The organism is Sphingomonas sp. NFX23 (assembly GCF_049887795.1).
GTDB lineage: Bacteria > Pseudomonadota > Alphaproteobacteria > Sphingomonadales > Sphingomonadaceae > Sphingomonas.
Window position 1 is genome coordinate 219,360 of the sequence record NZ_JAGEKH010000008.1, and the last position, 25,233, is coordinate 244,592.

Annotated in this window: 26 protein-coding genes; 12 read left to right on the plus strand and 14 right to left on the minus strand. The window is 59.6% G+C overall.

Annotated elements, in window-relative coordinates:
- Nucleotides 1-109: 109 nt before the first annotated feature.
- The gene (locus tag J4O76_RS20860) at nt 110-295 is read right to left on the minus strand and encodes a GFA family protein (RefSeq protein WP_426283983.1); all 186 of its coding nucleotides are present in this window, start codon (nt 293-295) and stop codon (nt 110-112) included.
- A gap of 61 nt (nt 296-356) precedes the next feature.
- Entirely contained in the window at nt 357-3,314 is a 2,958-nt protein-coding gene (locus tag J4O76_RS20865) for a Tn3 family transposase (protein WP_426283984.1), read from the minus strand.
- A 138-nt stretch (nt 3,315-3,452) separates the two neighbouring features.
- Between J4O76_RS20865 and J4O76_RS20870 the strand changes: the two genes are divergently transcribed.
- Together J4O76_RS20870 and J4O76_RS20875 are read left to right on the plus strand one after the other, a co-directional pair.
- Nucleotides 3,453-4,028 (plus strand): recombinase family protein, encoded by a 576-nt coding sequence (locus J4O76_RS20870; RefSeq protein WP_426284011.1) that lies wholly within the window; start codon nt 3,453-3,455, stop codon nt 4,026-4,028.
- Nucleotides 4,029-4,038: 10 nt separating this feature from the next.
- Entirely contained in the window at nt 4,039-4,305 is a 267-nt protein-coding gene (locus J4O76_RS20875) for a hypothetical protein (protein ID WP_426283985.1), read from the plus strand.
- A 65-nt stretch (nt 4,306-4,370) separates the two neighbouring features.
- Here the strand turns inward: J4O76_RS20875 and J4O76_RS20880 are convergent, their stop codons facing one another.
- From J4O76_RS20880 to J4O76_RS20890, 3 genes are read right to left on the minus strand one after another with little or no spacing between them, the layout of a single operon-like run.
- The gene (locus J4O76_RS20880; RefSeq protein ID WP_426283986.1) at nt 4,371-5,576 is read right to left on the minus strand and encodes an arsenic transporter; all 1,206 of its coding nucleotides are present in this window, start codon (nt 5,574-5,576) and stop codon (nt 4,371-4,373) included.
- Nucleotides 5,576-6,004: an arsenate reductase (glutaredoxin) gene (gene arsC, locus J4O76_RS20885; RefSeq protein WP_426283987.1), complete on the minus strand. Its 429-nt coding sequence runs from the start codon at nt 6,002-6,004 to the stop codon at nt 5,576-5,578. The genes J4O76_RS20880 and arsC overlap by 1 nt, the downstream gene beginning before the upstream one ends.
- Before the next feature lie 11 nt (nt 6,005-6,015).
- Nucleotides 6,016-6,348 carry an ArsR/SmtB family transcription factor gene (locus J4O76_RS20890; RefSeq protein ID WP_426283988.1) on the minus strand — a complete coding sequence of 111 codons (333 nt, stop codon included), beginning with the start codon at nt 6,346-6,348 and terminating at the stop codon, nt 6,016-6,018.
- A 489-nt stretch (nt 6,349-6,837) separates the two neighbouring features.
- Between J4O76_RS20890 and J4O76_RS20895 the strand changes: the two genes are divergently transcribed.
- The 3 genes from J4O76_RS20895 to J4O76_RS20905 all read left to right on the plus strand — a co-directional run bounded on the left by J4O76_RS20895 (nt 6,838) and on the right by J4O76_RS20905 (nt 11,107).
- Nucleotides 6,838-7,218: a hypothetical protein gene (locus J4O76_RS20895; RefSeq protein ID WP_426283989.1), complete on the plus strand. Its 381-nt coding sequence runs from the start codon at nt 6,838-6,840 to the stop codon at nt 7,216-7,218.
- A 109-nt stretch (nt 7,219-7,327) separates the two neighbouring features.
- Complete coding sequence (locus J4O76_RS20900; protein ID WP_426283990.1) at nt 7,328-7,822, plus strand: MucR family transcriptional regulator; 495 nt, start codon at nt 7,328-7,330, stop codon at nt 7,820-7,822.
- 780 nt (nt 7,823-8,602) lie between these two features.
- A complete protein-coding gene (locus tag J4O76_RS20905; protein WP_426283991.1) occupies nt 8,603-11,107 on the plus strand; it encodes an EAL domain-containing protein in 2,505 nt (834 codons plus the stop codon).
- 24 nt (nt 11,108-11,131) lie between these two features.
- On the opposite strand, the gene J4O76_RS20910 is transcribed toward J4O76_RS20905, so the two are convergent.
- Entirely contained in the window at nt 11,132-12,595 is a 1,464-nt protein-coding gene (locus tag J4O76_RS20910) for a diguanylate cyclase domain-containing protein (protein ID WP_426283992.1), read from the minus strand.
- Nucleotides 12,596-13,266: 671 nt separating this feature from the next.
- On the opposite strand from J4O76_RS20910, the gene J4O76_RS20915 reads away from it, so the two are divergent.
- Both J4O76_RS20915 and J4O76_RS20920 read left to right on the plus strand, forming a co-directional pair.
- Nucleotides 13,267-13,437 (plus strand): hypothetical protein, encoded by a 171-nt coding sequence (locus J4O76_RS20915; protein WP_426283993.1) that lies wholly within the window; start codon nt 13,267-13,269, stop codon nt 13,435-13,437.
- 732 nt (nt 13,438-14,169) lie between these two features.
- A complete protein-coding gene (locus J4O76_RS20920; RefSeq protein ID WP_426283994.1) occupies nt 14,170-14,538 on the plus strand; it encodes a hypothetical protein in 369 nt (122 codons plus the stop codon).
- Nucleotides 14,539-14,564: 26 nt separating this feature from the next.
- On the opposite strand, the gene J4O76_RS20925 is transcribed toward J4O76_RS20920, so the two are convergent.
- Entirely contained in the window at nt 14,565-14,993 is a 429-nt protein-coding gene (locus J4O76_RS20925; RefSeq protein WP_426283995.1) for a hypothetical protein, read from the minus strand.
- A 200-nt stretch (nt 14,994-15,193) separates the two neighbouring features.
- Nucleotides 15,194-16,039 carry a GAF domain-containing protein gene (locus J4O76_RS20930; RefSeq protein WP_426284012.1) on the minus strand — a complete coding sequence of 282 codons (846 nt, stop codon included), beginning with the start codon at nt 16,037-16,039 and terminating at the stop codon, nt 15,194-15,196.
- 233 nt (nt 16,040-16,272) lie between these two features.
- On the opposite strand from J4O76_RS20930, the gene J4O76_RS20935 reads away from it, so the two are divergent.
- The gene (locus J4O76_RS20935) at nt 16,273-17,445 is read left to right on the plus strand and encodes a methyl-accepting chemotaxis protein (RefSeq protein WP_426283997.1); all 1,173 of its coding nucleotides are present in this window, start codon (nt 16,273-16,275) and stop codon (nt 17,443-17,445) included.
- Nucleotides 17,446-17,628: 183 nt separating this feature from the next.
- Here J4O76_RS20935 and J4O76_RS20940 read toward each other — a convergent pair whose 3' ends face one another.
- Both J4O76_RS20940 and J4O76_RS20945 read right to left on the minus strand, forming a co-directional pair.
- Entirely contained in the window at nt 17,629-18,555 is a 927-nt protein-coding gene (locus tag J4O76_RS20940) for a hypothetical protein (RefSeq protein WP_426283998.1), read from the minus strand.
- 182 nt (nt 18,556-18,737) lie between these two features.
- Nucleotides 18,738-18,905, minus strand: a complete 168-nt coding sequence (locus tag J4O76_RS20945) for a hypothetical protein (protein WP_426283999.1) — start codon at nt 18,903-18,905, stop codon at nt 18,738-18,740.
- Nucleotides 18,906-19,480: 575 nt separating this feature from the next.
- On the opposite strand from J4O76_RS20945, the gene J4O76_RS20950 reads away from it, so the two are divergent.
- Nucleotides 19,481-20,350, plus strand: coding sequence for a hypothetical protein (locus tag J4O76_RS20950; protein WP_426284000.1), 870 nt, complete (start codon nt 19,481-19,483; stop codon nt 20,348-20,350).
- A 522-nt stretch (nt 20,351-20,872) separates the two neighbouring features.
- Entirely contained in the window at nt 20,873-21,208 is a 336-nt protein-coding gene (locus J4O76_RS20955) for a hypothetical protein (RefSeq protein ID WP_426284001.1), read from the plus strand.
- A gap of 103 nt (nt 21,209-21,311) precedes the next feature.
- Here the strand turns inward: J4O76_RS20955 and J4O76_RS20960 are convergent, their stop codons facing one another.
- From J4O76_RS20960 to J4O76_RS20970, 3 genes are all read right to left on the minus strand, one after another.
- Nucleotides 21,312-22,328, minus strand: a complete 1,017-nt coding sequence (locus J4O76_RS20960) for a hypothetical protein (protein ID WP_426284002.1) — start codon at nt 22,326-22,328, stop codon at nt 21,312-21,314.
- A 286-nt stretch (nt 22,329-22,614) separates the two neighbouring features.
- Complete coding sequence (locus J4O76_RS20965) at nt 22,615-23,031, minus strand: VOC family protein (RefSeq protein WP_426284003.1); 417 nt, start codon at nt 23,029-23,031, stop codon at nt 22,615-22,617.
- Between the two features lie 23 nt (nt 23,032-23,054).
- Nucleotides 23,055-23,822, minus strand: a complete 768-nt coding sequence (locus J4O76_RS20970; RefSeq protein ID WP_426284004.1) for a helix-turn-helix domain-containing protein — start codon at nt 23,820-23,822, stop codon at nt 23,055-23,057.
- 72 nt (nt 23,823-23,894) lie between these two features.
- Between J4O76_RS20970 and J4O76_RS20975 the strand changes: the two genes are divergently transcribed.
- Together J4O76_RS20975 and J4O76_RS20980 are read left to right on the plus strand one after the other, a co-directional pair.
- Nucleotides 23,895-24,275, plus strand: coding sequence for a hypothetical protein (locus J4O76_RS20975; protein ID WP_426284005.1), 381 nt, complete (start codon nt 23,895-23,897; stop codon nt 24,273-24,275).
- A gap of 18 nt (nt 24,276-24,293) precedes the next feature.
- Nucleotides 24,294-24,557, plus strand: a complete 264-nt coding sequence (locus J4O76_RS20980) for a hypothetical protein (RefSeq protein ID WP_426284006.1) — start codon at nt 24,294-24,296, stop codon at nt 24,555-24,557.
- Here J4O76_RS20980 and J4O76_RS20985 read toward each other — a convergent pair.
- A partial coding sequence (locus J4O76_RS20985; RefSeq protein WP_426284007.1) for a GntR family transcriptional regulator occupies nt 24,554-25,233 on the minus strand: 680 nt, incomplete at its 5' end. The two genes, J4O76_RS20980 and J4O76_RS20985, sit on opposite strands and share 4 nt — an antisense overlap.

A 25,233-nucleotide genomic window follows, 5' to 3' on the forward strand; every position in this document is an offset into this window, starting at 1 on the left:
GCGGCTTGTCCATGGCGCCAAGCGCGAAACTGATGTTTCCCTCACCGTACTCAAAGGTAAGGGGTGTGCCACAATATCGGCAAAACCCACGACGCACCTTATTTGAGCTTTAAAAATAACTTACCTGACCCCGAGTCCAGGTCACTGCATTGAAGGGCGCTCCGACGTATGGCCCGAATAGTCCCCCAGTTGCCTTCTGGCACATTCGACAATGGCAGATGGACGCTTCTTCTAGGTCACCCTCAATCCGGAAGCGCACAGCTCCGCATTGACATCCTCCGGTACTAGTCATCATGGCTGAAGGATTTCATATTAAATGAACGTTCGCAATGGGTCCTTCGGTCATGCAAAGGGCTTCATGCTGCGAGGAACGAGGGCAAGATACGGAGTGACCGGAATTGATCCGGCCCCGGTCGATCGTCCCGCTCCCAGCTATAGTCGCCGGTGAGCGCGATATGCTCCCAGCCCAGCGGTGCGATATGGCGGGCAACGTCGTCCGGCGCGCCCATGTCGGCCAGTGCCCGTTCGAGATAACGAGTGTTCCACAAGATGATTGCGGCGACCAGCAGGTTGAGACCGGAGGCGCGATAGGACTGGTTCTCGAACCGGCGGTCGCGCAGCTCGCCGAGCTGGTTGAAGAACAATGCGCGGGCAAGCGCGTTGCGCGCCTCACCCTTGTTCAGTCCGGCCTGGGTCCGTCTGCGCAGATCGATGTCCTGCAACCAGTCGAGCATGAAGATCGAGCGTTCGAGCCGCCCAATCTCGCGCAGCGCCAGTGCCAAACCGTTCTGGCGCGGATAGGCAGACAGCTTGCGCAGCATTGCGGACGCGGTGACTGTTCCGGTCCGGATCGAGGTGGCAAGCCGCAGCAGTTCGTCCCAATGCGCGGCTGCATGGTCGTGCGCGATCGGATCGCCGACCATGCCAGCGAGCAACGGCCCCGCCTCCTGACCGGGCAGCAGATGCAGGCGGCGCTCCTTTATATCACGTAAGCGTGGCGCGAAGCGGTAGCCGAAGAATGGCATCAGCCCGAACACATGGTCCGACGCGCCGCCTGTGTCGGTGTAATGCTCCTCGATCGACAGCCCAGTCTGGTGGTACAGCAGACCGTCGAGGACATAGGGGGCCTCGCCCGCGGTCGCGGCGATCACGCGCGAGCCGAACGGGTCATACTGGTCCGAGATATGCGTATAGAACGACACGCCAGGTTCGTTGCCATTGCGCGCGTTGATATCGCTGATTGCGGCACCGCGCCCACCGGCATGGAATTGCTGCCCGTCGCTCGACGAGCTGATGCCGCTGCCCCATAATCCGGCAAGCGGCATCGCGCGATGCGCGTCGATCAATCGTCCCAGCGCCTCGCCATAGGCGGCTTCGCTAATGTGCCAGTCATGAAGATGGGCGAGTTGGCGCAGGCTAGCGCCTCGGCAACTGTCCGCCATGCGGGTCAGGCCCAGATTGATGCCATCGGCAAGGATCACGGTCAGCAGCGCGTTGCGATCGTCGGCGGGACGGCCTGAGCGCCGATGTGTGAAGCAGGCGCCGAAGCCGGTCCACGCATCGACATCGAGCAGGATATCCGTGATCTTCACACGGGGAAGACGGTCATAGGCGGTGCGCCGCGCAACCTCTGCTTCGGGCGGCGTTATCGCCTTCGGCGGCGAAATCATCAGCCCGTTTTCGTCGAGGCGGACCTGGGGCAGTTCGCCCTGCCGGGCCAGTACCGTCACCCGTTCAATCGCACGGTCCAACCGCTCACGACGATCCTCGATATGAGACGCGAACCCGGTTTTGATTGCGAGCGGCAGTGGTCCCTTCTCGCGCAGCGCTGCGAAAGTGGCGGGTGGAATAAGATAGCTGTCGAAATCGCGATACTGCCGGCTGCCCGCTACCCAGATATCGCCGGCCCGCAACCGATCGCGAAGCTGAGACAGCGCGCAAAGTTCATAGCCCGCGCGATCAACGACGCCATCGCGGATCACGAAGGGCCGCCAGCCTGCCGGCACGAAGCGCAGCGGTACCTTGTCGGGCAGGCGTCGTTTGCCGGTGTGGTAGAGATCGGCGATGATGGTCAGCGCATCGAGGATGCCCTGGACCGGTCCGGCACCGCGAAACGCAAACGCCCGCAGGAATTGCCCGGCGAACAGCCTCACCGTGCGATGCCGCTCGATCAGCTCGGCTGTACGGTCGATCGTCTCAGGGCGGACGAGGACTTCCGCCTGGGCAACAGCGGAGCCGAACCGCTCCCAGTCGAACGTGCCAATACGTGCAAGGGAGTCGATACCCTTGGCGTGCGCGTCGATCAGTACGCGGCAGCTATCGGTCAGGGCGCGTAGATACCCCTGCATTTCACGCACCGTCCTGATCGCCTTGTCACGCGTCCGGTTTTCCGACCTGCGCACCATGCTGCCAAGCAGCTTGTCGAACATGGTAAGCGCGGCGTCGGTCAGGCTTTCCTCAAGGCGGATGGCTGCGGCCGTTAGTGTCGCATGACGTCGCATGGTCGCAAGTTCGCCGAGATGTTGCGGCGTGATCTGCACCGCCTCGTCCGCCAGTCGATCGAACGTCGCCGATGGGACCATGCCGGCGCGCGCCGGGTCGAGGCCAAGTGTTCGGACATGATCGAGCCGTTCGAGCAGCCGCAGGATGTTACGCGCTGCCGGCGACTGTGGCGCGTTGCGCAGCCAGGCCAGCCATGTCGTTCCTTGATCCGACCGCCGGGCCAGCAGGGCGTCCAGTGCCGCCAGCTTGTCCAGCTCAATGCCGTTGGTCAGGATTTCATGGGTGAGCTGTTCAGCCTGCTGACGCGCGTGTCTGACGATCGCCTCGATGACAGCCGGGGGTGGCAGCAACAGCCGTCGTCGTCGCAACTCATCGATGACGGTGCCGGCAAGCAGGAGAGGCTGGGCTACGGTCTGTGCGACCGGCATCGCGAAGGCCACGATCGCGCGAAAGTGATTCCGGTCGAAAGCGGCATAGCTGAACCGCTGCATGAGATCGGCGAGATGCGCGCGGCGGGTTTCATCGCGGCGGGCGTAATCGTCGAACGCCGTTGCCGAGACGTCGATCTGATCGGCGACGAACGCGAGGATGGCACCCGGCGGCTTCTCGCCAGCCTCCAGCACACGGCCGGGCCAACGCATGTACAGCATCAGCATCGCGAACCCGAGCCGGCTCGACGCTCCCCGACGTTCGCCGACAAGATCGAGATCTTCGCGGCTGAGGGTGAAGTGACGAGCGATTTCCCGTTCGTCGGTCGGGGGATCGTAATGCGGGGCGAGCGCCTCGCGTGTCAGCAACCGCCGCCTTGCCATGCGCCACGACCTTTTCTTGCCTGTCCGTCAGACGGTCCTCTGGCGGTCAGCATGAATATGTCCGTCAACTCTGGACCCGCGATGGCGATTCGGACAAGAATGCAAATCGATGGGAAAACGGACAGATCGGGATCGACCGTGGCGCTGATCGGCTATGCGCGGGTATCGACCGGCGACCAGAAGCTGGCGCTCCAGCATGATGCGCTGAACGCGGCAGGATGCGAGCGCACGTTCGACGACCACGCTTCTGGCGCGAAGACCGATCGGCCGGGGCTGGCCGAAGCGCTTGCCTATCTGCGTGCCGGCGACACGCTGGTCGTGTGGAAGCTCGACCGGCTTGGCCGTTCGATGAGCCACCTGATCGAGAAGGTCGGCGAACTGGCCGCGCGCGGTGTCGGTTTCCGATCGCTCACCGAGCAGATCGACACCACTACGTCGGGCGGGATGCTCGTGTTCAACATCTTTGGCTCGCTCGCCCAGTTCGAGCGAGACCTGATCCGCGAGCGCACCAACGCCGGATTGAAGGCTGCGCGGGAACGGGGGAGCCTTGGCGGTCGGCGTCCGGTCATCACGCCTGACAAATTGCGCAAGGCGCGCGATCATATCGCGGCAGGGCTGACGGTTCGCGAAGCGGCCACGCGCGTCAAGGTCGGCAAAACCGCGCTCTACAAGGCGCTCGAAGGCACCGCGGCTAAAACCCCAGTCAAAGCATGAGGAAAGAGTGATGCACGAACGCGATCCCAACATCGTCACCTCGAGCCTGTCTGGTGTCGTCACCGAGCAGGGCGTCACCGTGAGAGTGAACATCATCCGGTTGGAAAATGAGCCGGGCTGGTCGCTCGAAGTCGAAAACGAGCATGGAACCTCTACGGTCTGGGACGACCTGTTCGCGACTGATGACGCCGCGCATGCCGCTTTCCGTCAGACCGTCGACGAAGAAGGTATGCGCGCCTTCCTCGACCAAGCTGTCGTCATACCCTTCCGACGTTAGCATCGTCAGCGTTCGCCGTTCGTTCGATCTTGGCGTACGTAAACTTCACTTTCGTGCAGTGACCCCTAATAGCCCCAGCCGATCCGGATGCCCTTCTGCCCGAGGACGTGCAGCCAGAGCAGCGTCGCAAGCGAGCCGATTGGTGTGATCTTCGGCCCGAGGTCGCAGCCGATCACGTTGGCGTAGATCATCGCTTCCTTGATCGCCCCCGTGGCGTGCGTCGCGTCGATCGACAGCGCGCCCACCAGCACGGTCGGCATGTTGTTCATTACCGACGACAGCAGCGCGGCGATGATCCCGGTCCCGAATGCCGCGCCCCATACGCCGCCTTGCGCGGTGCGATCGAGCAGGCCGGCAAGGTGGTCGGTCAGTCCAGCATTTCGCAGGCCATAGACGACCAGGTACATGCCGAGCGAGAAGATCACGACCTGCCATGGCGCGCCGGCCAGCACCTTGCGCGTCTGGATGACGTGGCCGCGCGAGGCGATGATGAGCAGGAGGACCGCGCCCGCAGCGGCAACGGCGCTGACCGGCACGCCGATAGGTTCGAGCAGGAAGAAGCCGGCGAGCAGCAGGGCAAGAACGACCCAGCCCGCCTTGAACGTGGCATGGTCCCGGATCGCGTCAGCGGGCGCGCGGAGCTGCGCCACATCGTAGCTTGCCGGTATGTCGCGGCGGAAGAACAGCAGTAGCGCAACCAGCGTCGCGGCGATCGACGCCAGATCGACAGGCACCATCACCGAGGCATAATCAGCAAAGCCGATCCGGAAGAAGTCGCCTGACACGATGTTGACGAGGTTAGAGACGATCAGCGGTAGGCTAGCGGTATCGGCGATGAACCCCGCCGCCATGACGAACGCCAGCGTCGCCTTGTCCTTGTATCCCAGCGCACGCAGCATCGCGATGACGATCGGCGTCAGGATCAGGGCCGCGCCATCATTGGCGAACAGCGCTGACGCCGCCGCGCCGAGCAGCACGATCAGCACGAACAGCCGGCGACCATGCCCCCCGCCCCAGCGTGCGACGTGGAGCGCCGCCCATTCGAAGAACCCGGCTTCATCGAGCAACAGGCTGACGATGATGATCGCTACGAACGTCGCGGTCGCATTCCAGACGATGCCCCACACCACAGGCACGTCGGAGAGCGAGACGACCCCGACGAGCAGCGCGATCGCCGCTCCGCCCAGTGCGCTCCACCCGATGCCGAGGCCCTTGGGCTGCCAGATGACGAGCGCGATCGTGACGACGAAGATAGCGAGCGCGAGCAGCATCAGGCGATGCGCTGCCCCGAGGCGTCCACGATCTGTTCGCCATCTTCCTGGGCAAACGCGCCCTGTTGAGCCTTGGGCAGCAGATCAAGGACCGCTTCGGACGGTCGGCACAGCTTCACGCCAAGCGGCGAGACGACCAGCGGCCGGTTGATGAGGATCGGATGCGCCATCATCGCGTCCACCAGCGCGTCGTCCGACAGCGTGGTGTCACCAAGGCCCAACTCCGCACAGGGCGTCCCCTTCTCGCGCAGCAGATCGCGGGGCGTGATCCCGGCGCGGTCGATAAGTTCGATCAGCAGCGCGCGCGAGGGCGGGGTTTTCAGATATTCGACGACGTGCGGCTCTATGCCGGCATTGCGGATCATCGCCAGCGTGTTGCGCGACGTGCCGCATTCGGGGTTGTGATAGATCACGATATCGACGGCCACGGAGCGTCCTTTCAGCAGCAGGGGGTGAGTTCGGCTAGGAGCGGCGCACACAGTTCAGGTGAGCCGGCGCAGCAGTCCTTGACGAGGAACAGCGTCAGCGCGCGCAGCCCGCCCAGATCGGCCCGGTAGATGATCGACCGGCTATGCCGTTCGGAGCGCACGATGCCGGCACGCGCGAGGATGCCGAGGTGCGCGGACATGGTGTTCTGCGGCACGTCGAGTTGGCGGGCGATTTCGCCCGCTGCTAGGCCGCCCGGTTCGTGCCGCACCAAGAGGCGGAACACGTCAAGGCGGGTGCCCTGTGCGAGTGCGCTAAGTGCAGCAATAGCCGAACCGTTTTCCATATATCCAGCATAGAGGATATTTCAGACGGGGCTAGGTCGAGGTTTCCGAACCCAGCTTTCTCAATTCACCATCCCTCGCGAGAATGCGGGATCGTACCAGAACGCTCGATTGCCGACGTTTGTTGTATCGTTCACGTAGGCAGCAGGGGTAGCTAAGAGGCAATCGAAAATGGGCTACCAGACGGACCGTCGAAGCCGGACGCGAGCCATCGCTGTGTGCGTGACCCTACTAATGATAGGCGCGGTGCTAGGCTTTCTGGTAAGATTCGGCGTGATTACCGATCATATCTTCTGGTAGCGGGAGTCAACGGTCGCTCAATGTCCGCTCGCCTCTCCAAACCCAACATTCCCGTTTCACCATTAATTCCGATAATGGTATCGCGTTCTTTACTGCTCTGCCTTTGCGGAAAACGACGAAAAAATAGTTGACCATGACGTTGCAAAGGCACTGCCAGCTTGTTCTTCTGCTGGGTAAGAGGAGGGGGCGCTATGCATCCAGCAGGACATCGCATCGAGATCGATCCAGACCGTGAGTTCATGAGGGTGACGCTGTGGGGCGACTGGGCCAATGCCCAGACCGACGGTCTTGCCGTTGATCACGCCAAGGCGGTTTTGCAGATGAAGGCGAGGGGTGCCCGGCATGGCCATTTCCTGACGCTGGTCGACATGCGGGAAAAGCTCCTGACCGAGGCGGTTACGGTTGCCGAGTTCCGGAAATCGTTCGAGGCAAACTCTCCATCACGTCGCACGGCGATCATCGTTTCGCCGCCATTGCCGACCTCGATGGCCGAGCGGATCGCACCGCCAGGGCGTGTCCTCATCACGTATACCGAGGAAGAGGCGCTGGCTTGGCTATTCGATGATGTATGACCATCTCACATTGAGATCTAAAATGCTTCGGGATGCGCCAAGCGCCTGCCGCTTGAAAATGGTCCATTCCGGATCTAACCGCGTAAGCCCCTAACATATTGAGACTATAATGAACGATGAGATCAGCGCAGTTGAATTGGCAGCCGAACTGACGGCGGCATGGCTGGCAAATCCCAACACACGCACGAACGCGGATGACGTTCCAGCGTTTCTGGTTTCCATGCATGCCGCGGTCGTACAATTAACAGGTGCAGAGGCTCCTGCGCAAACTGACGAGCCCGTTCAGAAATATGAGCCGGCCGTCACTGCCCGTAAGTCGCTTGCGTCGCCAGACCACATCATCTCCATGATCGATGGCAAGCCATACAAAACTTTGCGCCGCCATCTCGCCACCAATGGGCTGAGCCCGGAGGACTACCGCGCGCGCTACAATTTGAAGGCGGACTATCCCATGGTAGCCCCGACCTATTCGGAAGCGCGCCGTACCATGGCCAAGTCGATTGGTCTCGGGCGGAAGCCTGGTCAAACCGTTGCAAAGGCTGCTGAGGAAACACCTAAAGCTGCGCGGAAGCCTCGTGCCGCCAAACCAGTCGAAGAGGCCTAATACATCAAACCGGGGGAGGCGAACCCTCCTCCCCTGGTAAGACGAAGAGCAGGGACGTTCCAAAGCGGCGTAGCGTATCATGAGAGAAACACCCCGCCCGTTGTCCCGGCGGGCGGGGCGCGGGGACCATCCCCTAGCGCGAACCTGAAGCTGGCGCGTGGAGCATATGTATGAGCGGCTTCTTAAATCGGGCTAAAGGTAGATGCATAACGGCAGTCATGATTACGAGAGACGCGAGGCCTGCTGAAAGGTCCTGTTCGTGCTCGGCTAGGTGGAGAATGCGACGTTGGACACGTCATCTCGATCGAACAGGGAATCGTTGCCCCTGCCGTTGAACGTTGAGCATCATCGGCCTGATAGCGCGCTTTCCGAAGATAAAGGCCTTGCCCGGTCGGTGAAATATTTTTAATTTTATCAGATGAATGGCTCCATTCACCCGACTGCTATCGCGCATAGGCAAGGCTTGCAGGCGGGACTGCTAGCAGTGGCTCCGATTCTAGAATGTCCGTGGCCGCTGCACGATTACGAAGCCTGTCTGGCGTGGTTTGCGGGGTATAGTATCAGCAGGCTGGGCCGGTCCCACCACGATCTGACGCCATCGGTACGCTGCTGCTCCGCTTCGGGGTAACGTGATCGCCACCTTTGCAACCAAAACGTGCCTAGCAGCGCATATCGATCCTCTTGGGCCACCTGTCCCCAAAACCGGATCGCGTCTCCAGATGCACGAGACAGTAACCATATCGGGTTTATCAGTCGCTGTCGGCATATGCGTCCGGCGGCATGGGTGATGATGGCGACATGGTCGAAACGATAGGCACGACGCGCATTCCACGAACGCCAGCGCCCGAATATGACGTCATCGCCACTATCGCTGCGGATCGCTTCGACGTCCCTATCGCGCTCGTAAACGTCGAGGACGGCGGCGACGTCTGGATGAAAGCCAAGGTCGGTCTCGACCTGTGCAGTGCGCCCAAACATATTGCATTTTGTGGCCACGTTCTCGAAACCGCGCAGCCGCTCGTTATCGAAGATCTGACGGCCGACCCACGGTTTGCCGACCACCCGCTGGTGGTAGGCGAAATGAGCGCACAATTCTATGCCGGCGCGCCCCTCATCGGTCGCGACGGCATCGCGTTTGGCACGTTGTGTATCATCGATCGTCGGCCACGAGAATTTGGCGAGCGCGAACTGCGCGCGTTGATGCTCATGGCAGGCCAGGTCATCGAGCGGATCGAACTTGGCGAACTGCGCCAACGCGAGCGGGCAGCAGCGGTCATCGACGAAACCACAACGGACGCATTCATCACCTGCGATCGCGCCGGTAAGGTGAGCCACTGGAACATGGCAGCCGAGGCCTTGCTAGGTTGGTCTCGTGACGACGCCTTGGGCCAGCCTATCACCTTCATCATTCCTGAGGCGATGCGGACGGCTCACACAGCGAGGTTTGAGCGGTTGGTCGCCTCACCCGTAGCCCAACCCATGCGGGCCGTTGAGATACCGGCCCTTCGACGTGACGGTAGCGAGGTGTATGTCGAGCTGACCCTGGCCGTTCACCGCGAGGGCGATGCGGTGACGGTTGTCTCCATCCTGCGTGATGCGACCGTTCGCCGCGCCCTTCAGGCCGAGCGAGAGGCAGGCCGCGCGCTTACCGATGCCATCGTCGACAACATGCCGGCTGCGATCTACGCGAAGAACTCCGCATCCGATCGCTACGTTTTCGTCAACCGCGCTTTTGAGCAACTGAGTGGGCGTACCAAGGCAGAGATCGTAGGCAAAACATGGGGGGAAATATTCCCCCTCGACGATCTTGCTGAATATCAAAATTATACCGATCGCGCGATGGCGGCAGTAGGGCCGATCATGCTCGATCGAACCATCACCCGCCCCGACGGGATGGTCCGACAGATCGAGGCTACCAAAATCAAATCTGTTGGCCCCGACGGTCAGACTATCCTGTTGGGCTTTGCGCAGGATGTGACCGAAGAACGTGAAGCCAACGAGCGCCTCGCCTATCTCGCTCATCATGATCCGCTGACAGGTCTGCTCAACCGCACGCGGTTCGGCGAGATCGTCGATGACTGTATCGCCTCCGGCGGGACGCCGGCTGTTATCTGCCTCGACCTCGACCGGTTCAAGATCGTCAACGACCTTTACGGCCATGCGGCCGGCGACGAAGTTCTGGTCGAAGCTGCACAGCGCATCGTGACCACAGCACGCTGTCCCGTAGCCCGATTGGGCGGTGACGAATTCGCCATTCTCGTTGCTGACAGCGAGACGGCCGGACGTATCGCACGACGAACTATCGATACGCTGGCACGGCCCTTTGGCATTCGAGACCGCGGCGTCGGGATCGGCGCCTCTGCCGGCGTTGCCATTCATCAAGCGGGCGATGCCGATGACGGCGATCTGGTGCTGCGCAATGCCGATCTCGCGCTGTACCGCGCCAAGAACGACGGCCGCAATCAGTGGTGCTTCTTCGAGCCGGCGATGGACGACGCGGCACGCGAGCGCCGGCAGGTGGAGGCGGACTTGAGAAGCGCGCTCGAGCGCGGCGAAATCCATGTCGAGTATCAACCTCTCGCCGATGCCCAAACGGGACGGATCATCAGTTTTGAAGCCCTGGCCCGGTGGGATCATCCGCGTCTGGGCCGCATCGCACCGGCGATGTTTATCCCGATCGCAGAAGAAAGCGGCATCATGCCGGACCTCGGACGGCTCGTGCTCGAGATGGCTGCACACGAGGCCGCGACGTGGAGCCCGGAATTGAAAGTCGCCGTCAATCTGTCGCCGGCGCAAATGGACGATGACAATATCGTCGCCGACATAGGTGCCGTCCTCAAACAATCGGGTCTCGCACCGACGCGGCTGGAAGTGGAGGTAACCGAGGGCATGCTGATCAAGGATACCGCTCGCGGTATCCGCCTGCTTACCGAGTTGCGTCAGCTCGGCGTCTCGGTCGCGATGGACGATTTTGGTACCGGCTACTCGTCGCTCAACTATTTCCGCACTTTCCCCTTCGACAAGGTGAAAATCGACCAGTCCTTCATCCGGGACATGGACGAAAACCCGCAATCCCTGGCCATCGTTCAGGCTGTAATTGGATTGGGCCGAGGGCTTGGCATGCCTGTGGTGGCCGAGGGCGTGGAGACATCCGAACAACTCGACCGCTTACGCGCCGAGGGATGTGATGTCGTGCAGGGCTATCACATCGGCCGGCCCGCAATAATTGGCACCTTCAAGAATGGCGCCGTTCTCGACGATCCCAAGGTAGCTGCAACCGGATGACCCCTCCCCTCCGGCAAAGGCGTTTCAACGGTCGATAAGCGCAGAATAGGTCGTCGCGGTACCGCGCTTTGTATGCTTGCCGTGATACAGCGCGATGTCTGCCTGACGCAGCAGATCCCGTTCGGTCATACCCGCCGTCAGCCAGCTGACACCGATCGTGCCCGATACGCAAAGCTGCTCTGCGTCACCGATATCGACCGAATGATGAAGGTCTGCGAGCAGTCTAATGACCAAGGCCGATACCGCATTCCGGTCTACCCCGCGGACGATGACCCCAAATTCGTCGCCACCAAGCCGCGCGGTGACACAGTCAGCGAGGTAGGGGGCATGTAGCGCCGTCGCGATCGTACGCAGGACCTGGTCTCCCCTCAGATGGCCGCAGCGGTCGTTGACCGCCTTGAAGCCGTCCAAGTCGATCATCAGCAGTGCAAGGTGCGTCCCGTTCGTATGGGCACCCGCAATGCTTGCCGATAACGCCTGGTTGAAGCCGGCGCGGTTGGTCAGTCCGGTAAGCTCGTCGGTATGTGCCGATCGCCGTAACGCCTGCTCCATCTCGTAGCGACGGGTGACGTCCTGGAACACGCCGATGAGCGCGACCGGACGGCCATCGCAGAGTTCGACTTCCCCCATGCTGCGAACCCGCTTGGCCGCCCCGAATGCCGACACGAAATCGATCTCTTCGTCAAAAGGACGTCCTTGCTCGATCGCGAGATTGATCGCGTCGCTCAGAATGGCGCGCGACCGTCCTGGATAGAATTCCATCGCGCGCTCGATCTGTGGCGTATCGCCCAGCGGAAGATCATGAATCGCATAGACCTGATCCGACCATTCGATGGTATTGTGGACGAGATCGAAGCGCCACGAGCCTATACCGGCAATCCGTTCCGCCTGATGCAGCTGCCTATGCATACGCGCCACCCGGTGGAGATCATCGGTGCGCTCTGTCGCAAGCTCGACCAGTTCCAATGCTGCCAGGCGACTGCCGACAAGCGCTGCTGCGATATTTGCGAGCTTCTGCAGTGCGACAATATCATCGTCGCTGAAGAGGCGCGGTTGCCGATAGATGACGCAGAGCGAGCCAACCGTGAGATCTGTGCCGTCTTCGCCCCGCGTTATCACGGGCACCCCGCAATAAGCGCCGATATGGGGTTCGCCGGTAACCATAGGGTTATCGCGGTAAAACGGATCGGCCTGTGTGTCGGGGATGATCACAGGCTCGTTCGCGTCGACCACGCGACCGCAAAAGCTATACTCACGAGGCGCCTTGTCGGCGCCTATGCCACACTTCGCCGTGAGCCACTGCCAATCCTGGTCCAACACCGAGAACGCGCTGATATCGCTGCCGAGGAGTTGCTGCGCCATCTCGGCGACCGCATCGAGCTCTGGCCCGGGCAAGCACCGCGATAAACCGGCCCGATCGAGCAGATCGCCCCGTGACCGATAACGCGTCATTGGCTGGGAGGGCGAGGCGATAGGGCTGTGGAACATGGTTGACGAATACCAGCTGGCAGTAAAGACTTTGTGACCAGATCCTAGTCTAGACCAGCCCTTTGAAGCGTCGCATGCCCGCGCAGTGGAGATATCAGGTAAGCGCCTTCCTTTCTTGAGGTTGACCGCCAGCCGGCAACCTGTGCTCTTTCCATAGCAGCAGGGCTGTTAAGTCAGATTGTAGTTTGAGAACCGATGTTACGTAATTTTTCCAATCGCTACATATCATTGCCGGCGTCCAATATACGATATGACTGCTATATATACGCCGAATGACGGTCAGTTTGTCGTTATAGGCCTTGATAAGAGGTGCGTAGTCCGAATGTGAATACGCGGTGCTCGAGAGCCGGCGGGCCTCGTTTATAACATGAGCACTGAACTTTTGCGAAAACAGCACTCGTTCGCGCGATAATGCGGCATAGTCGGCCTGACTGCTCTTACGCATCAATTCGGCATAGCGTCGCATTGCTTGCCGCAGTTCGTCGTGCTCCGCACGGCTTTGAGGACTCATTCGTAGGCGTTCCTCTTACCTTTGTTCACTACAATCAGAGTCGCGTTTTCATAACGAGGGCGTCGTCGTCGAAATACAGAAAAAACCTTACATTCTGATTTAATTCAAGGAAGCCTACTCGCGATGTCGGTCGTTATGTACCGATCTTCAAAGGGTTTTCATGGCCAACCTCGAACAATCCCCCAAGCGCGCCGAGCCACACCGTCACCTGCGCACAGTGGGGGAAGCACTCTCCAGAGCATTTCTACCCGACGAGTCTTCGAACTTTGACGATCTGTTGGCGGCAATCGACGAAGCCGACGCCCGGCATGCAAAAGGCAAGCAGGGTTAGCCTCAAGCTTGTGGGGGCGCGCGGACGATATCGATCGCATGTTGGAGCTTGCACGCGGCGTAATCGGCGCCAGCTTTGTCCAGCAGAACGAGCGCCCCCAGCATCAGGCGCAAGGCGCTATCCAACGAGGGGGCGTGTGTATCGCTAGGATGAAGCATTTTCGCATCCTTTCGGGTCCGAGGTGCATGATCGACCACTGTCCTTGATAACTGAACGAAGGTTAATGATGTGTAATTTTTACAATTACCTCAAACTTATATTTGCAAAAGCCATGTTCTCGCTTCATCGACATCGGTAAAGTATGCGATACCCTCTCGATTACTAAGGCGCCGTGTCTGCATCCGAGCCAGCGTCGATCCGGTTACAAAGGCGAGCTTACGGGACCGGAAAACCGGATCTCCTACGACGTTGGAAAACACGACGACCATGTCTTGCGTTTGTATCTTCATTGCGCTGACGTCGCACAACGTCACATGATCGTTGGGGCTACACCCCAGTCTATACAAACGCTCGGTCAGCTCCTCTCGAAAGTCGGACACGTCTTCATTACTGAAGAACCCACCCATTATGATATGTACCAGACACCGTTCCGGTTCTATTACGATCGAGAAATGCGCGTCCATAGGTCGTCCACGAGTTGCTTGCCGGGTCATGCTACCAAGGTACGCATGGCCTTGCCACTAATCTGTGCTACGTCTCGACGCTGAGGCTTTCTCGAACGCGAGTGGGGCAATGTACGAGATAAGCAGCGATCCGGCACGGCAGCTTCTGATCGTCCGGGTCAGTGGGTTCTGGACGCGTGAGATCATGGCAACATACCGCGCAGAGGTCGGGCAGCAGGCATCGGTCCTCCGACAGGCTGGCGGGTGTAAGCGTATCTTGGTCGATATGTCGCACTATCCGATCCAGTCGGGTGACATTGCCGATGGCCATGCAGCCGCGCTGCGCTTTGCACGTGAAACGCTCGGCGCGCGCGCTGCCATTGTGATGACGAGTGCCTTATCCAGGCTGCAAGCGACCCGCGTTGCAACGTCGTCGGGCCACCGGCTTTTCAACGATGACGTGGCGGCTATGACGTGGCTGATGGGTAACACGGACTAGCAAGCCGCCCACGGAGCCTTGCCGAACTAGCGAAGGCCGATAGCGCCGGTTTGAAGGGCCGTGGCGTAAAAGGCCCGGGTTTCAAGCTGGACACGGTCAGGCAGGCGACCGAGGATAGTGTGGGCATCGGCCTTGAAGCCAATTCGGTCATCCTGGATCGCTTCCGCGTTCCAGGCTTTCAGAAATTTCGTCCAGTCCGACTTCAACCGCACGAACGCGTCCGCTCCCTCACGCCATGCCTCGATCCAGGGGCCCGAGAGCTGCGTTTCGTCGAGGCCAGCGATGATCAGATCCTCGCGCTCGACATGGTCTTCGACAACGATCGCGAGCGTATGTAGCTGGACCGCCAGGTCGGTACTGCTGGCATAGCCTTTGTCGACTGCTGCGAGTAGCGCGTTGGCGGCAGCCTCGATCGCGTCATGTTCGGTGATCAACTGCTTGTAGCTCGTCTGCATACCGCGCCTTCAGATTCGGTACGCGGCGATTAACCCATTCCGGTTCGAAATCGAGTCGTTTTAGTAGTCTTACGTGCCGCGTACTTTCCCGGGGCGTAAGGCGCTCCCGATATGGGTATTAAGCCATCCGCAGGCAACCAGCGTCGCCGAACATGGCGCCCCGCGGGTAAGGACGGCGATTGGCCTGCGTAGCGCACCGTTTATCGCGCTAATGCGGTCGACGAGCCATCCCGCAGGCCAGGCGGCGTGGAGGACGGTTTACGGGCTGGCTTCTGTATACGCGCCAGGTCTGCCTCGTCGATCGGACGGTGGAACGATAACCCGATCAGGCCATCCCTGGTCCACATCACGGTGGCGACGATAGCCGTCGTGTTGATCGACAGCACAACCTCCTCGCCTCTTGGTATCGGGGTATCTGCGACGTGGATCATGGCGCCGCGGATTGAGATGTTCTGAATGGCGGCGGAAACCGGTTTTTTGCCGTAGCTGCTGATCATGCCGTGCAGATCGACGCCATGTCGAGGTTCTGCCCTGTTGCCATGGCCACAGATCAGTTCATCGAGTCTCCACGATATGAGCTTGGCTATCTGACCCAGCTGGCTACGGCTTGCACTCGGAAAGTCTTGGCGCGCTTGCGGATCGGCGATGCACAAAGCGCCAATGTTGAACCCGGCCGTGGTTTTGAGCGGTGCACCTGCGTAGAAGCGTATGAACGGGGCGGCCGTGACAAAAGGGTTTGCGCGAAAGCGCAGGTCCCTGGAGGCATCCAGTACGACCAGGACCTCGCTCGATAGTATGGCATGCGAGCAAAAGGATTCAGACCGCTTGATAGTCGTTGCAGCAAGGCCGGCTGCGCCCTTTACGATCTGGATATCATCCTCGATGAAGGACAGCAGGCTGATCTCGGCTTGGAACAGATTGCAGCAAAGCTGGGTAACGGAATCGAAGACATTTTGGAGGTTTTCGTCACCGGTCGCGTATTTCCGCGCTTCCAAAACGCGTGAGACCTCGTTGTCGCGCATCGGATAGTCTCGAACGAGCAGCATATCGCCCACCTCTTATGGAATAGTGGTGCTGCTCCCGGGCGCTTAAAAATGTGTTAAGCACCCGTTTCGGGTTTAAAATATCGTTTCTGCACGACTTCGGCAGCCCGCAGGCGAGAAGAAATCCCGTTGGACCTTATCGGCGCCCCTAGCGCGACATGATCAGCATATCTGCTCATAGGTATTAAGGTCATTTTGAGTATGTTGCAGTAGGCGAGTCGCAAATAGAGGACGCGATGAACCCCGTATATCATTCCCATTTCGACGAGGACACGATCGAGGTCCTACGTGAGGCCTTCGATCCGACTGGCACGCTCGAAACGGATTTGCTCGAGATGTGGCCAATCCTGCAGGCCGGCGTGGAGCAGGATGTCCGTAGTTTCTGGACCCCCTTTGCCGGCGACACTACGCCATACCGCCTGTGCAACGCTGCTATCGAAGATCTGATTTCACGGGACGTCCGCTATACTTGTGAGAAGTTCTCAGGCGGCCTGAACCAGAAACTCATCGGCAAAATGGTTCGTAGGGGGCGCGCCAGTAGCAAGGACCGAGCGACGGAAATCGCGTTCACAGCCGGTCTGCTGGCGAGCTACCATGCCCGCCATCTCAGGCTCTACGCCGCGTTCGCAGGCGATCCTGTAAAACTCGCCCGGCTGACCCATTCGCTCTACGCGCTATACGCGTTGGAGAATTCGGTGCTTCTCAATGGCGCGGCGTTGGAGCGCGCCGATCAGGAGTTGCGCGACAGCGCCGAGCACAGAAGCAAATTACAGGCGATCGACCGCTCTCAGTGCTGGCTTGAGATGACGGTCGATGGAATCATCATCACGGCAAACCAGAATTTCCTGTCGACCATGGGCTATTCCTTACGGGAAATCACAGGCCGCCATCATGGCATGTTCTGCACCGAGGAAGACCGGACATCACCCGAATATGTCGCGTTGTGGCGTAGCCTTCGTGCCGGAAATTTCGCGCAGCAGGAGTATCGCCGGCGGACCCGCAGCGGCGCCGATGTTCACTTGCAGGCAACCTACAATCCCATCCTTGATCAGCACGGTCAGACCATCAAGATCGTCAAGTGCGCGACCGATGTGACGGCCATGCGCGTCGCAGAGCAGACCGAATCCAACCGCGCGCGCAGTTTCCGTCTGGAGGCAGAAACCAGGCGTACCGCCCATGAAGATACGCTCGGCGAACTGTCCAAGATCGTCGACGATATCGGTACGGTGACACGGCAGACGTCGATGCTGGCCTTGAACGCCTCGATCGAAGCGGCGCGAGCCGGCGAGCGGGGAACGAGCTTTGCGATTGTTGCAAACGAGGTGAAATCGCTGTCAGGACGAATAAAAGAGGCAACGGTCCGGGCATCGCACGTGCTCAACTCCGGGCAAAGATCTGTCCATACATAACGTCTGCTTTGACCAACTAGCCTATACCTTTAATTCATTGGCTCACCAAGGAAGATTGTCCTAGGCTTATCACTGAAGAGTTTTGAGAAGCCCCGAAAATTTCCGTCAATCATCATTGACGAAAATCTAACCGAACAGACAACATGGCGGTCAGACCGAACGCGCCGGTCAGAGTTCCATACGTCAAACAGGAGGCGGACCGCCTGATCCCCATGGACGATCAACTCGCTTAGCGTCAGGCAGCAACGCTGCGATCCTCTGCTCGCCTTCTAGGGGTGGCGCTCCCTTCGGCGGTCCGCGTCTTCCATCTGTACCGCCCGGCCTGTTTCCAGGGCCGCTTATCGGGCCCGCCCCTGGGGGGCCCGGAGGTCGTCCCCCTGGACCACCAAAATGGTTTTCTTGTGCGATGGCCGCACGATCTACACGAACGGTCAGCGTCACAAGGTAGCGGCCCTTCGTCTCGCGAACGCTTCCCTCCGTAGTGTCGCCGGCCTGGATGGCGATGCCGTCATCGGAGTTGAGTGTGTCGCGTAGCTCTGCTCGCCGGTACGCCGTCACCTGACTGTACAGGAACTCGCTGAGCGTATCGGGTAAGAAAAACTGCGAGGTGAGGTTGGTGCGGTTGCCATGCCGCACCTTGAAATGGATGTGGGTGGTTCGACCATGATACCAGCCCGGATAGATGCTATGAAACAGCGCGCTCCCGTCCGCATTGACCCGCTGTACACCTCGCAGGAATGTCCGACCTTTCATGTCGGTAACAGCCTGTCCCGCAGGTTGCTCGAACCCGGAATAAACCCCCTGAGCATCACAGTGCCAGACATCGATAAGCGCGCCGGTGTACGGCAAGCCAGTCTCGTCAACGACGGTAAAGCGGATATCTACGGGGATACCGGACAGTCCTTCGGTGATGTCGGCCCGTGTAAGATTCAGCGGTAGGTAGTAAGGACCTTCCTCGGCCTGGGCCGTCATAGGACCGATGGAACGTGGTGGCTCAGCCAGCGCTGCACCCGTCTCGGCCGAGAGCGCAACCATCCCGGTTCCAAGAAGCGCTGAGGTAAGCAAGCGCCTGCGATCGAGCGTCGGTGAAGAAGGAATCTTATTGGCCATTTACCTGCTTAGCAGGATGATATTGCCGGCAAATTTCATACCGACGTGCTACCACTGGCGCTTTGGTGCGCACCCGATGCGATTATAGCGGCAACTATCGGTCGCCTGATTTCGGAACATCACCCCGGTCGAAACAGTGCCAGCCGTCTTGATCGCCATTTCAATCGGAGACGAAGCGGAAGTCAGCCGTCCTTTTCGATATTACGTTTTGCGGAACTATCGCTCAATTGACTTTTGCCAAGCTCTTCTTGTTCGGTACCTTCCTTGTCAAAATAATGACCATCAGCATTCTGCTTGATCTTCCCGACAGCGGTGTTAATCGTTCCCTCGATTTTGCTAATACTGGTCACCGGAATCACCTTAAAATATAAGACGCCTATAATCCCGCATTGGAATATGATCTGAACTCCTCGCGGCAGCTAATGGCCCACAAATCTCGAAACTTGCGAATGCAATCACCGCAAACGGCTAGGTTGCCCACCGCTCCTTGCCCGATTTGAAATTAGGGCTGTTGATTCCCAAAATTCGATCCCGGTCGAGAATGGTCGGGAAGGGTATAATTGCCCGATTGCGGGCATCTGTTGGGCAGCGTAGCTGTGCTGGATGGCGACGGAAGACCGAGACACAAGCCGAACTTATGGTGCGTTCGGATGCTTGAAGGCTTTCTTTCTCCCGGCAGCATTGCTGTCGAGCCATCTCAAATGGCACGCTGACATGGTTAAAGGCGGTAGCCTACGTTGGGCTCGCCGCTCTTCTCATGGCCATTCCGTTGTTGTTCGCTGGTCGGAACCATACCGACGGATAAGTTGCGGAAGTTAGGTATTCCCGGAAGCTCGATCGATTTCGAGAATGCCCGCACCGTCTCACCGGCGTTCGATTTTGGGAAAGGCTTCGGATCAAAGTCAAAATCGGATAGGCGGTAGTGATGATTCTACGTTCTGCCTTTGTAGCGCTGACTTTCACAATTGCGACCGCGGCACTGGCGCAGACACCTGCGCCGGGTAGTCGATCGCTGCAAGCGTCTGGCCGTTTCGTTGATACGACCGTCGGCTTTTGGGAAATGCACGATCAGCCAGAGTTTGCCAAAAAGCCGACGCTTGCTGACCTTACCCGAGTCAATCCCCGCGAAGCTACGGCCGATTTCGGCCTGTCGTTTAACTGCGTCGTCAATAGTAGCGGTACGCTTTCCGATTGTCGGCCGATCTACGCATCCCCGGACTCCGCCAACAAGCCGGCATTGGTGCGGGCACTTGCTCCTCTCATTCGGCTGAGCCGCGTGAGCGCAGCGCTTGCACACGATAAGGCTTATCGACTGACGATCGATGTCGCGCTCGACACTATCGGCAGCTATGGCATGCCGAAGGAGTGCCGACCGCCCTTCTGCATGATCGAGGGCGCTATGCCCCCGCCTCCGCCGCCGCCAATCAATGACCCGGTGCTTGCCGCTGCCTTGAACCGTACGCGGACTTGCTTCGACGCCGCATGGGAGCGATCGACCACGCTAAGGTTTTCTGCGGAAAAAGCGTTGCGTGACCGAACGGGGCAATCCGCGACAGATGAAGACCGGAAGCTGGCACTTGACTATGTACATAGCAGGCATGCACTCGCCGCCTGTAGTGCGGACCTTAGTGCGACAGCTCGGGTTCTGCCCCTTAATGCTGCTGATGCACATTCTGTTAAAAGCACGGTCGACGGCATGAAAATAAGCTACGAGGGTCAGACTCGCTATGAACTGGCAATTTTGATTGGCTTACTGGACCCGGCAGCTGCCAAAGTTGAGATGTCCATCCCTTGATACTAGCAACTTCCTGAAACTTGATTGATTCCGAGAGCGCCTACGGCGTCTCGCGGGCAGATCGTTTTCGAGAAAGTACGTTCGCTCTTTTAATGATGGTGTTTTTACTTCAAGACGCAATTAATTATCAAAGGAGCGGATCATGAGTAGTACGGTTAGGTTCGGTTTCTTTGCAGCTAGTTTGCTCGTCACGACGGCGTTGGTTTGGAGTGGAGCCGACTTAGCTATGCTGTTCGTGCGCTGGGCCAGCGAGCATAAAAGCGCCGCCAACGTTATACGATCACTAGCTGCACCCGCTCTGACGATAACGGGAGTTCTCATATATCGTCGTCATAGGCGCACTGCAATTTGAGCCAATGCGCTCCGAAGCTCAGCATTGAATGTTCCCACCTAGCCATCGATTCCGGGAACGCCCGCGCCGTCTCGCCTGCCGTTCGATTTGGGAAGGAGAGAGCGACGGCGCATACCGACAGACAATGCTGGCGCCTTGTTACTTGGCTCTAGCCGTTGCATCATTCTTCAATGATGACGTTCGGCTTTGCTACGCTACTCGACCTTTTGAGTTGGATCGTCGCCATAACGTTGGGTGCGAAAGTTCTGGCAACGCTCATACTGCTCAACTTCGACAAGAGCGTCTGGGATCGGGCAGGTTGGGGGGCGATCCTTTGGTGGTCTACCAAGATCACACCGATAATCGCGGCGCCTTGCGTCATCTGCATCGCGTGGTTGCAAGGCATGACTGATCAGATTTGGATTTTTGTAGGATTAATGGTGTTTGTAATGGTCGCGGTGCCGTTGAAAATTCGCCAGCGCCGAGCGCGGATAGCCGATCGGGCAACCGTTAAATCAAGCTCGTAGTATCAAACTTTTGGGAATGCTCACCGCCGCTGACCATTCCCAAAATTCGATCCCAATGGGAAAGCCCGTTCGCCTTACTGACCGATCCACGGGGGAGGGCTGCTTAGCTAGAGCGCTGACCTAACCGCCAGGTAAGGAGCCGGATGAATGGCCCCGGATCGTCCAGGCGGAACGCGATACGGACGAACGGACCTCGCTTTTTCAGAAATGAGCGACGATGCAGAGGGCGATCCAGCCGCAGCATGATGTTAGGCCAAGCAAGCAACGCCGCATTGAGAGTTGCGGGATCGCGTACCTCCTTGCCGGTGAAGCTGCCTTCGATGGCAACAATCGCATCGAGAGGCAGGAACTGTTCAATCAGAAAGCCGGCCCGCACGCGCACGCCCTTGGGCGTCAACAGCACCGGCCTGAACCGGAACGACTTGATGAGGCCGACCAAGTACACGAACCCCACGTCGCTCAGGACGAACATGACCAGCGTAGCGGTGCGGCTCCAGTGTCCGACGAGCAGATGGTAGACGGCGATCTCGATCGCCGACAGGATCAGCAGCGTCGCGCAAATCGGCGTCAGGTGCTTGTGATAGGCAAAGGCACGGGCGTTTGCGGGCACATCGGCTGGTCCGCCCCAGCGGAACAGCGCCATGTGGATCACCTTCATCTCCGCAACGGCCAAGCGCACAAGCGCTGGCGGGAAGATCTCCGACGCGGCCGACACCCACCGCTCCATCCGTTTGAAGCCTACCCTGCCCGCCGCCCGGCGCGCTCGGGCCGTGGCCCAAGCAACGTGGCCGAGAACGACGGCTGCCATCGTCAGTGCTAGGATCGGCGTCTCGAACAGCGCGTCCCGCATCGCCAATGGCGAACCCAGCCAAACGGTGACGCTGGCGCCGGCCAGCACACCCAAGACGGCGCTCCACGCCGGCTTTCCGGCTGATCGCGCGATCAACGACAACATAAGTGTGTCCGCGACCACCCACAGGAACAGCAATAGCGCTGCAAACGGATGGGCGGTCGCCAACGGCGTCCGGATCGCCATTCCGGCCAGAGCGACGATAACAACAGGCGCAATACCTGCGGCGATATGTCGGCGATCAACGCCATCACTGGTCTGGGCTGCCATATAACCCCCATTTGGCTGCGTGAGCGACCGGGTGCTGGTCTGGCGCAGCGTCAACCGTACTTATACGCTGGCTTCGCGAGCGATCACCAGCGTCGCCATTCTTCTCAAAACAAGATTTCCAACGAGAAACGAGAACGTGTCTGCCGTTCTCGTTTCTCGATCGCAATTGGGACGGGTTCGGCTGTCCCGCCCGCCGTTCGTTTTTGGGAACTTCGGTGCCGATGGCAAACACCTGTTAATCGGCAGATGGTCAAGCCGGGCACGGGCTGGTCAGGTCCGTGATCCGTCATCCCGTGACAGGCGAACATATCTCGATCAGGCATCCATCAATATCACGCACGTAAGCGACGATTTGGCCCCAGGGCTTGTCGGCCGGAGGGGACACGCCGTTCGCGCCCGCGCTGACGGCCCTGTCGTAGGCGGCGCGCGGATCGTCCGTGACCAGCGCGATTTCAAAACCGGAAGCGATATCCCCCTTGCGGTTGGGGCGGATCGCCAAGCCGTTCATTTCCGCCATAGGCTCACCGGCGAAAGCAAGCACGGTCTCCCCGGTGTCGAGTTCGGCATAGAGGTTGCTCTCGTGGACGAAGCGACGCTTCAGCCCGAAGGCGCGCTCATAGAAATCGATCGTGGCAAGCACGTCGGCGACGTAGATGATGGTGTATCCAAGTTTCATGCCGAACATATGGCGCGACTGCGGCATATCGTCTTGAACAAATCGGACATTTAGAGCGGAAGGCCCGCCAGCGTGAGTTCCGGCAGTCGTGCCGAGCCGATACCGCCCATTTGGCGAAAGCTACGCGCCATATGCGCCTGATCGGCATAGCCAGCCTTGATGGCCGTACTTGCAGACCCGATGCCGGTGTGACGGAGGCGAAGCGCGCGATGAAACCGGATGATCGCGGCGAGTTGCTTCGGCCCCAAACCCGTCGCAGCGGTGATCCGGCGTCGAGCTGTTCGAACATCCATATCATGCAGCCTGGCCAGTTCGGCGATCGGCAGGCGTCCTCCGGTGACATGCAGCATGTCGATCATGACCGTCGTCAACGGATCGACATGCGACACGCGAAACCGCCCCGCGACGAACAGGCCGAGCCGTTCGGCCAAGGCGTCGATGCTGGCAACAGGCCGACATAACCCGGCAAGCGCCGGAAGTGCCGTCATGGCCGCTCCATCCACCAGGACGCGATCGACGATCGATCCCGGATCGAGTGCCAGCACGCTGCCAGCCATGCCCGGACGCAATCGCACGCCCACGAACGCCGTGCCTGCGCTGACCGGGACAAGGTGGAAGCGTGTGGATGGCCCGGCGATCCGCACGGCAATGGCCCCGGACGGCTTCAGGCCGTCGGACGGAAACCGCAGGATGATGTCGCATCGCCCATCGGGAAGAACCCTGTGATGACCGTCACATGCCGCGAATGAGCGCCATACGGTTTCTATCGCAAGGGGATGCCAGCCCGCCTTCGGATCTTCCTTGTAGCTGCGCTGCATCAACACGGTCTCGCGTCAGGGTATCGACGCCTTACCGTATATCTACGCCCCTTTTGTGTATCGCCCCTGACAATGTCGCAGGCTGGCTTTTCCGTTAGCAGCTTCGGTGCTGAAGTGGATTCTCGTTTCACCATCGATGGCGAGAGCGTGCCGGCAACGGCAAAGGCGTCTGGTTCGATCTTGGGCGGCACCTTGCCGGTCAGGCTCTGTCACCTCTCGGGCTGCCCGATCGTATTCAGCCGATTTGGCGCAGTAGCGGCCGGGCGCCATGGCGGACGACTGGGTGCATACCATTCTTCACTACGGAGGCTCGTGTCATATTGCACGCCGGTATGCTGGTCGCAGGTGAATCGCCGCGGTTCATCGTTCATGGCGAGCGCGCTGCTGACGCGCCTTCCCGATCGCCAGGAAGCGCAGCTTGTCGCCGGCATGGCACCCGGTGCATCCGGTTAGGGAGCCGATGACGATGCGTTGATTGTCTTCGATGCCAAGGGCCATGAGGGTCTGATTCCGGCGACGTCCGGCGACCAGCGCCGGTTCTACGCTGGTGTTCGTAACGCGATACTTGGTCGCGGTTCCAATCCTGTAACTCCGATCGAGGCTCTGGCGGTGATGGCCGTCATCGAGGCCGGCACGACATCGGCACGCAAGCAGGCCGCTGTCTCACTTTCACTGACCGACGAAGAAATCTCGCAATGGCGATCGGTAGACCACCGGGAGCAGCGGAGCGCCTAGCAGTATTGATCCATGATCTTGCTCTTCTGCAATTTATGTAAGGAAGAGTAGTTCCCCGCAAGCATGGCGCGGACGACATGTTCTGCCGATACGGGATCACGGCTGATCACCGTTTCGAGCAGATCGAGGTGGGACGTGATGAGGTCGTGTAGCGCGTTTTTTGGCGCCACATGAAGATGAAATAGCCAGCCTGAGCGCCGGTACAGAGTCTGCAGTGGCAGGAGTGTGTTGCCTAGCATCATTTCTCCAGACGCAGACAGGATAACAGTGTTGAGTTGACTATCAACAATGTTGAACTCGGCCAGCGTCATGGTTTCGATGCCGCTGCGAAGGGTATTCGCAGCTTCGGTGAGTTGGGCAATATGCTCGCCATCGGCCCGCTGGGCTGCGAGCTTGCACGCAATCGCCTCCATTTCAATGCGCACCGGCAGCAATATCTGCTCTTCCTCAAGATCAAGCGGGGCGATCCGCAGGCCTGATCTTGGCTGTACGTGGATCAGCCGTGCGGTCGAAAGCCGCTTGACGGCATCATGCACAGGCGTGCGGCCAAACCCCGACACGCCTTCCAGTTCGCTGAGTGTGGTGCGTGAACCAGGTCGAAGTTCGGTGGTGACGATCAAAGCCTCGAGGCTGTCATACGCCTGCTGAGACAGACTTCTTCCCTGCAATCGCCGCT

Coding starts and splice junctions, on each gene's coding strand:
- J4O76_RS20860 (WP_426283983.1), bottom strand. CDS start 295: ATGATGACTAGTACCGGAGGATGTCAATGCGGAGCTGTGCGCTTCCGG.
- J4O76_RS20865 (WP_426283984.1), bottom strand. CDS start 3,314: ATGGCAAGGCGGCGGTTGCTGACACGCGAGGCGCTCGCCCCGCATTAC.
- J4O76_RS20875 (WP_426283985.1), top strand. CDS start 4,039: ATGCACGAACGCGATCCCAACATCGTCACCTCGAGCCTGTCTGGTGTC.
- J4O76_RS20880 (WP_426283986.1), bottom strand. CDS start 5,576: ATGCTGCTCGCGCTCGCTATCTTCGTCGTCACGATCGCGCTCGTCATC.
- J4O76_RS20890 (WP_426283988.1), bottom strand. CDS start 6,348: ATGGAAAACGGTTCGGCTATTGCTGCACTTAGCGCACTCGCACAGGGC.
- J4O76_RS20895 (WP_426283989.1), top strand. CDS start 6,838: ATGCATCCAGCAGGACATCGCATCGAGATCGATCCAGACCGTGAGTTC.
- J4O76_RS20900 (WP_426283990.1), top strand. CDS start 7,328: ATGAACGATGAGATCAGCGCAGTTGAATTGGCAGCCGAACTGACGGCG.
- J4O76_RS20905 (WP_426283991.1), top strand. CDS start 8,603: ATGGGTGATGATGGCGACATGGTCGAAACGATAGGCACGACGCGCATT.
- J4O76_RS20910 (WP_426283992.1), bottom strand. CDS start 12,595: ATGTTCCACAGCCCTATCGCCTCGCCCTCCCAGCCAATGACGCGTTAT.
- J4O76_RS20915 (WP_426283993.1), top strand. CDS start 13,267: ATGGCCAACCTCGAACAATCCCCCAAGCGCGCCGAGCCACACCGTCAC.
- J4O76_RS20920 (WP_426283994.1), top strand. CDS start 14,170: ATGTACGAGATAAGCAGCGATCCGGCACGGCAGCTTCTGATCGTCCGG.
- J4O76_RS20925 (WP_426283995.1), bottom strand. CDS start 14,993: ATGCAGACGAGCTACAAGCAGTTGATCACCGAACATGACGCGATCGAG.
- J4O76_RS20930 (WP_426284012.1), bottom strand. CDS start 16,039: ATGCTGCTCGTTCGAGACTATCCGATGCGCGACAACGAGGTCTCACGC.
- J4O76_RS20935 (WP_426283997.1), top strand. CDS start 16,273: ATGAACCCCGTATATCATTCCCATTTCGACGAGGACACGATCGAGGTC.
- J4O76_RS20940 (WP_426283998.1), bottom strand. CDS start 18,555: ATGGCCAATAAGATTCCTTCTTCACCGACGCTCGATCGCAGGCGCTTG.
- J4O76_RS20950 (WP_426284000.1), top strand. CDS start 19,481: ATGATTCTACGTTCTGCCTTTGTAGCGCTGACTTTCACAATTGCGACC.
- J4O76_RS20955 (WP_426284001.1), top strand. CDS start 20,873: ATGATGACGTTCGGCTTTGCTACGCTACTCGACCTTTTGAGTTGGATC.
- J4O76_RS20960 (WP_426284002.1), bottom strand. CDS start 22,328: ATGGCAGCCCAGACCAGTGATGGCGTTGATCGCCGACATATCGCCGCA.
- J4O76_RS20965 (WP_426284003.1), bottom strand. CDS start 23,031: ATGCCGCAGTCGCGCCATATGTTCGGCATGAAACTTGGATACACCATC.
- J4O76_RS20970 (WP_426284004.1), bottom strand. CDS start 23,822: ATGCAGCGCAGCTACAAGGAAGATCCGAAGGCGGGCTGGCATCCCCTT.
- J4O76_RS20975 (WP_426284005.1), top strand. CDS start 23,895: ATGTCGCAGGCTGGCTTTTCCGTTAGCAGCTTCGGTGCTGAAGTGGAT.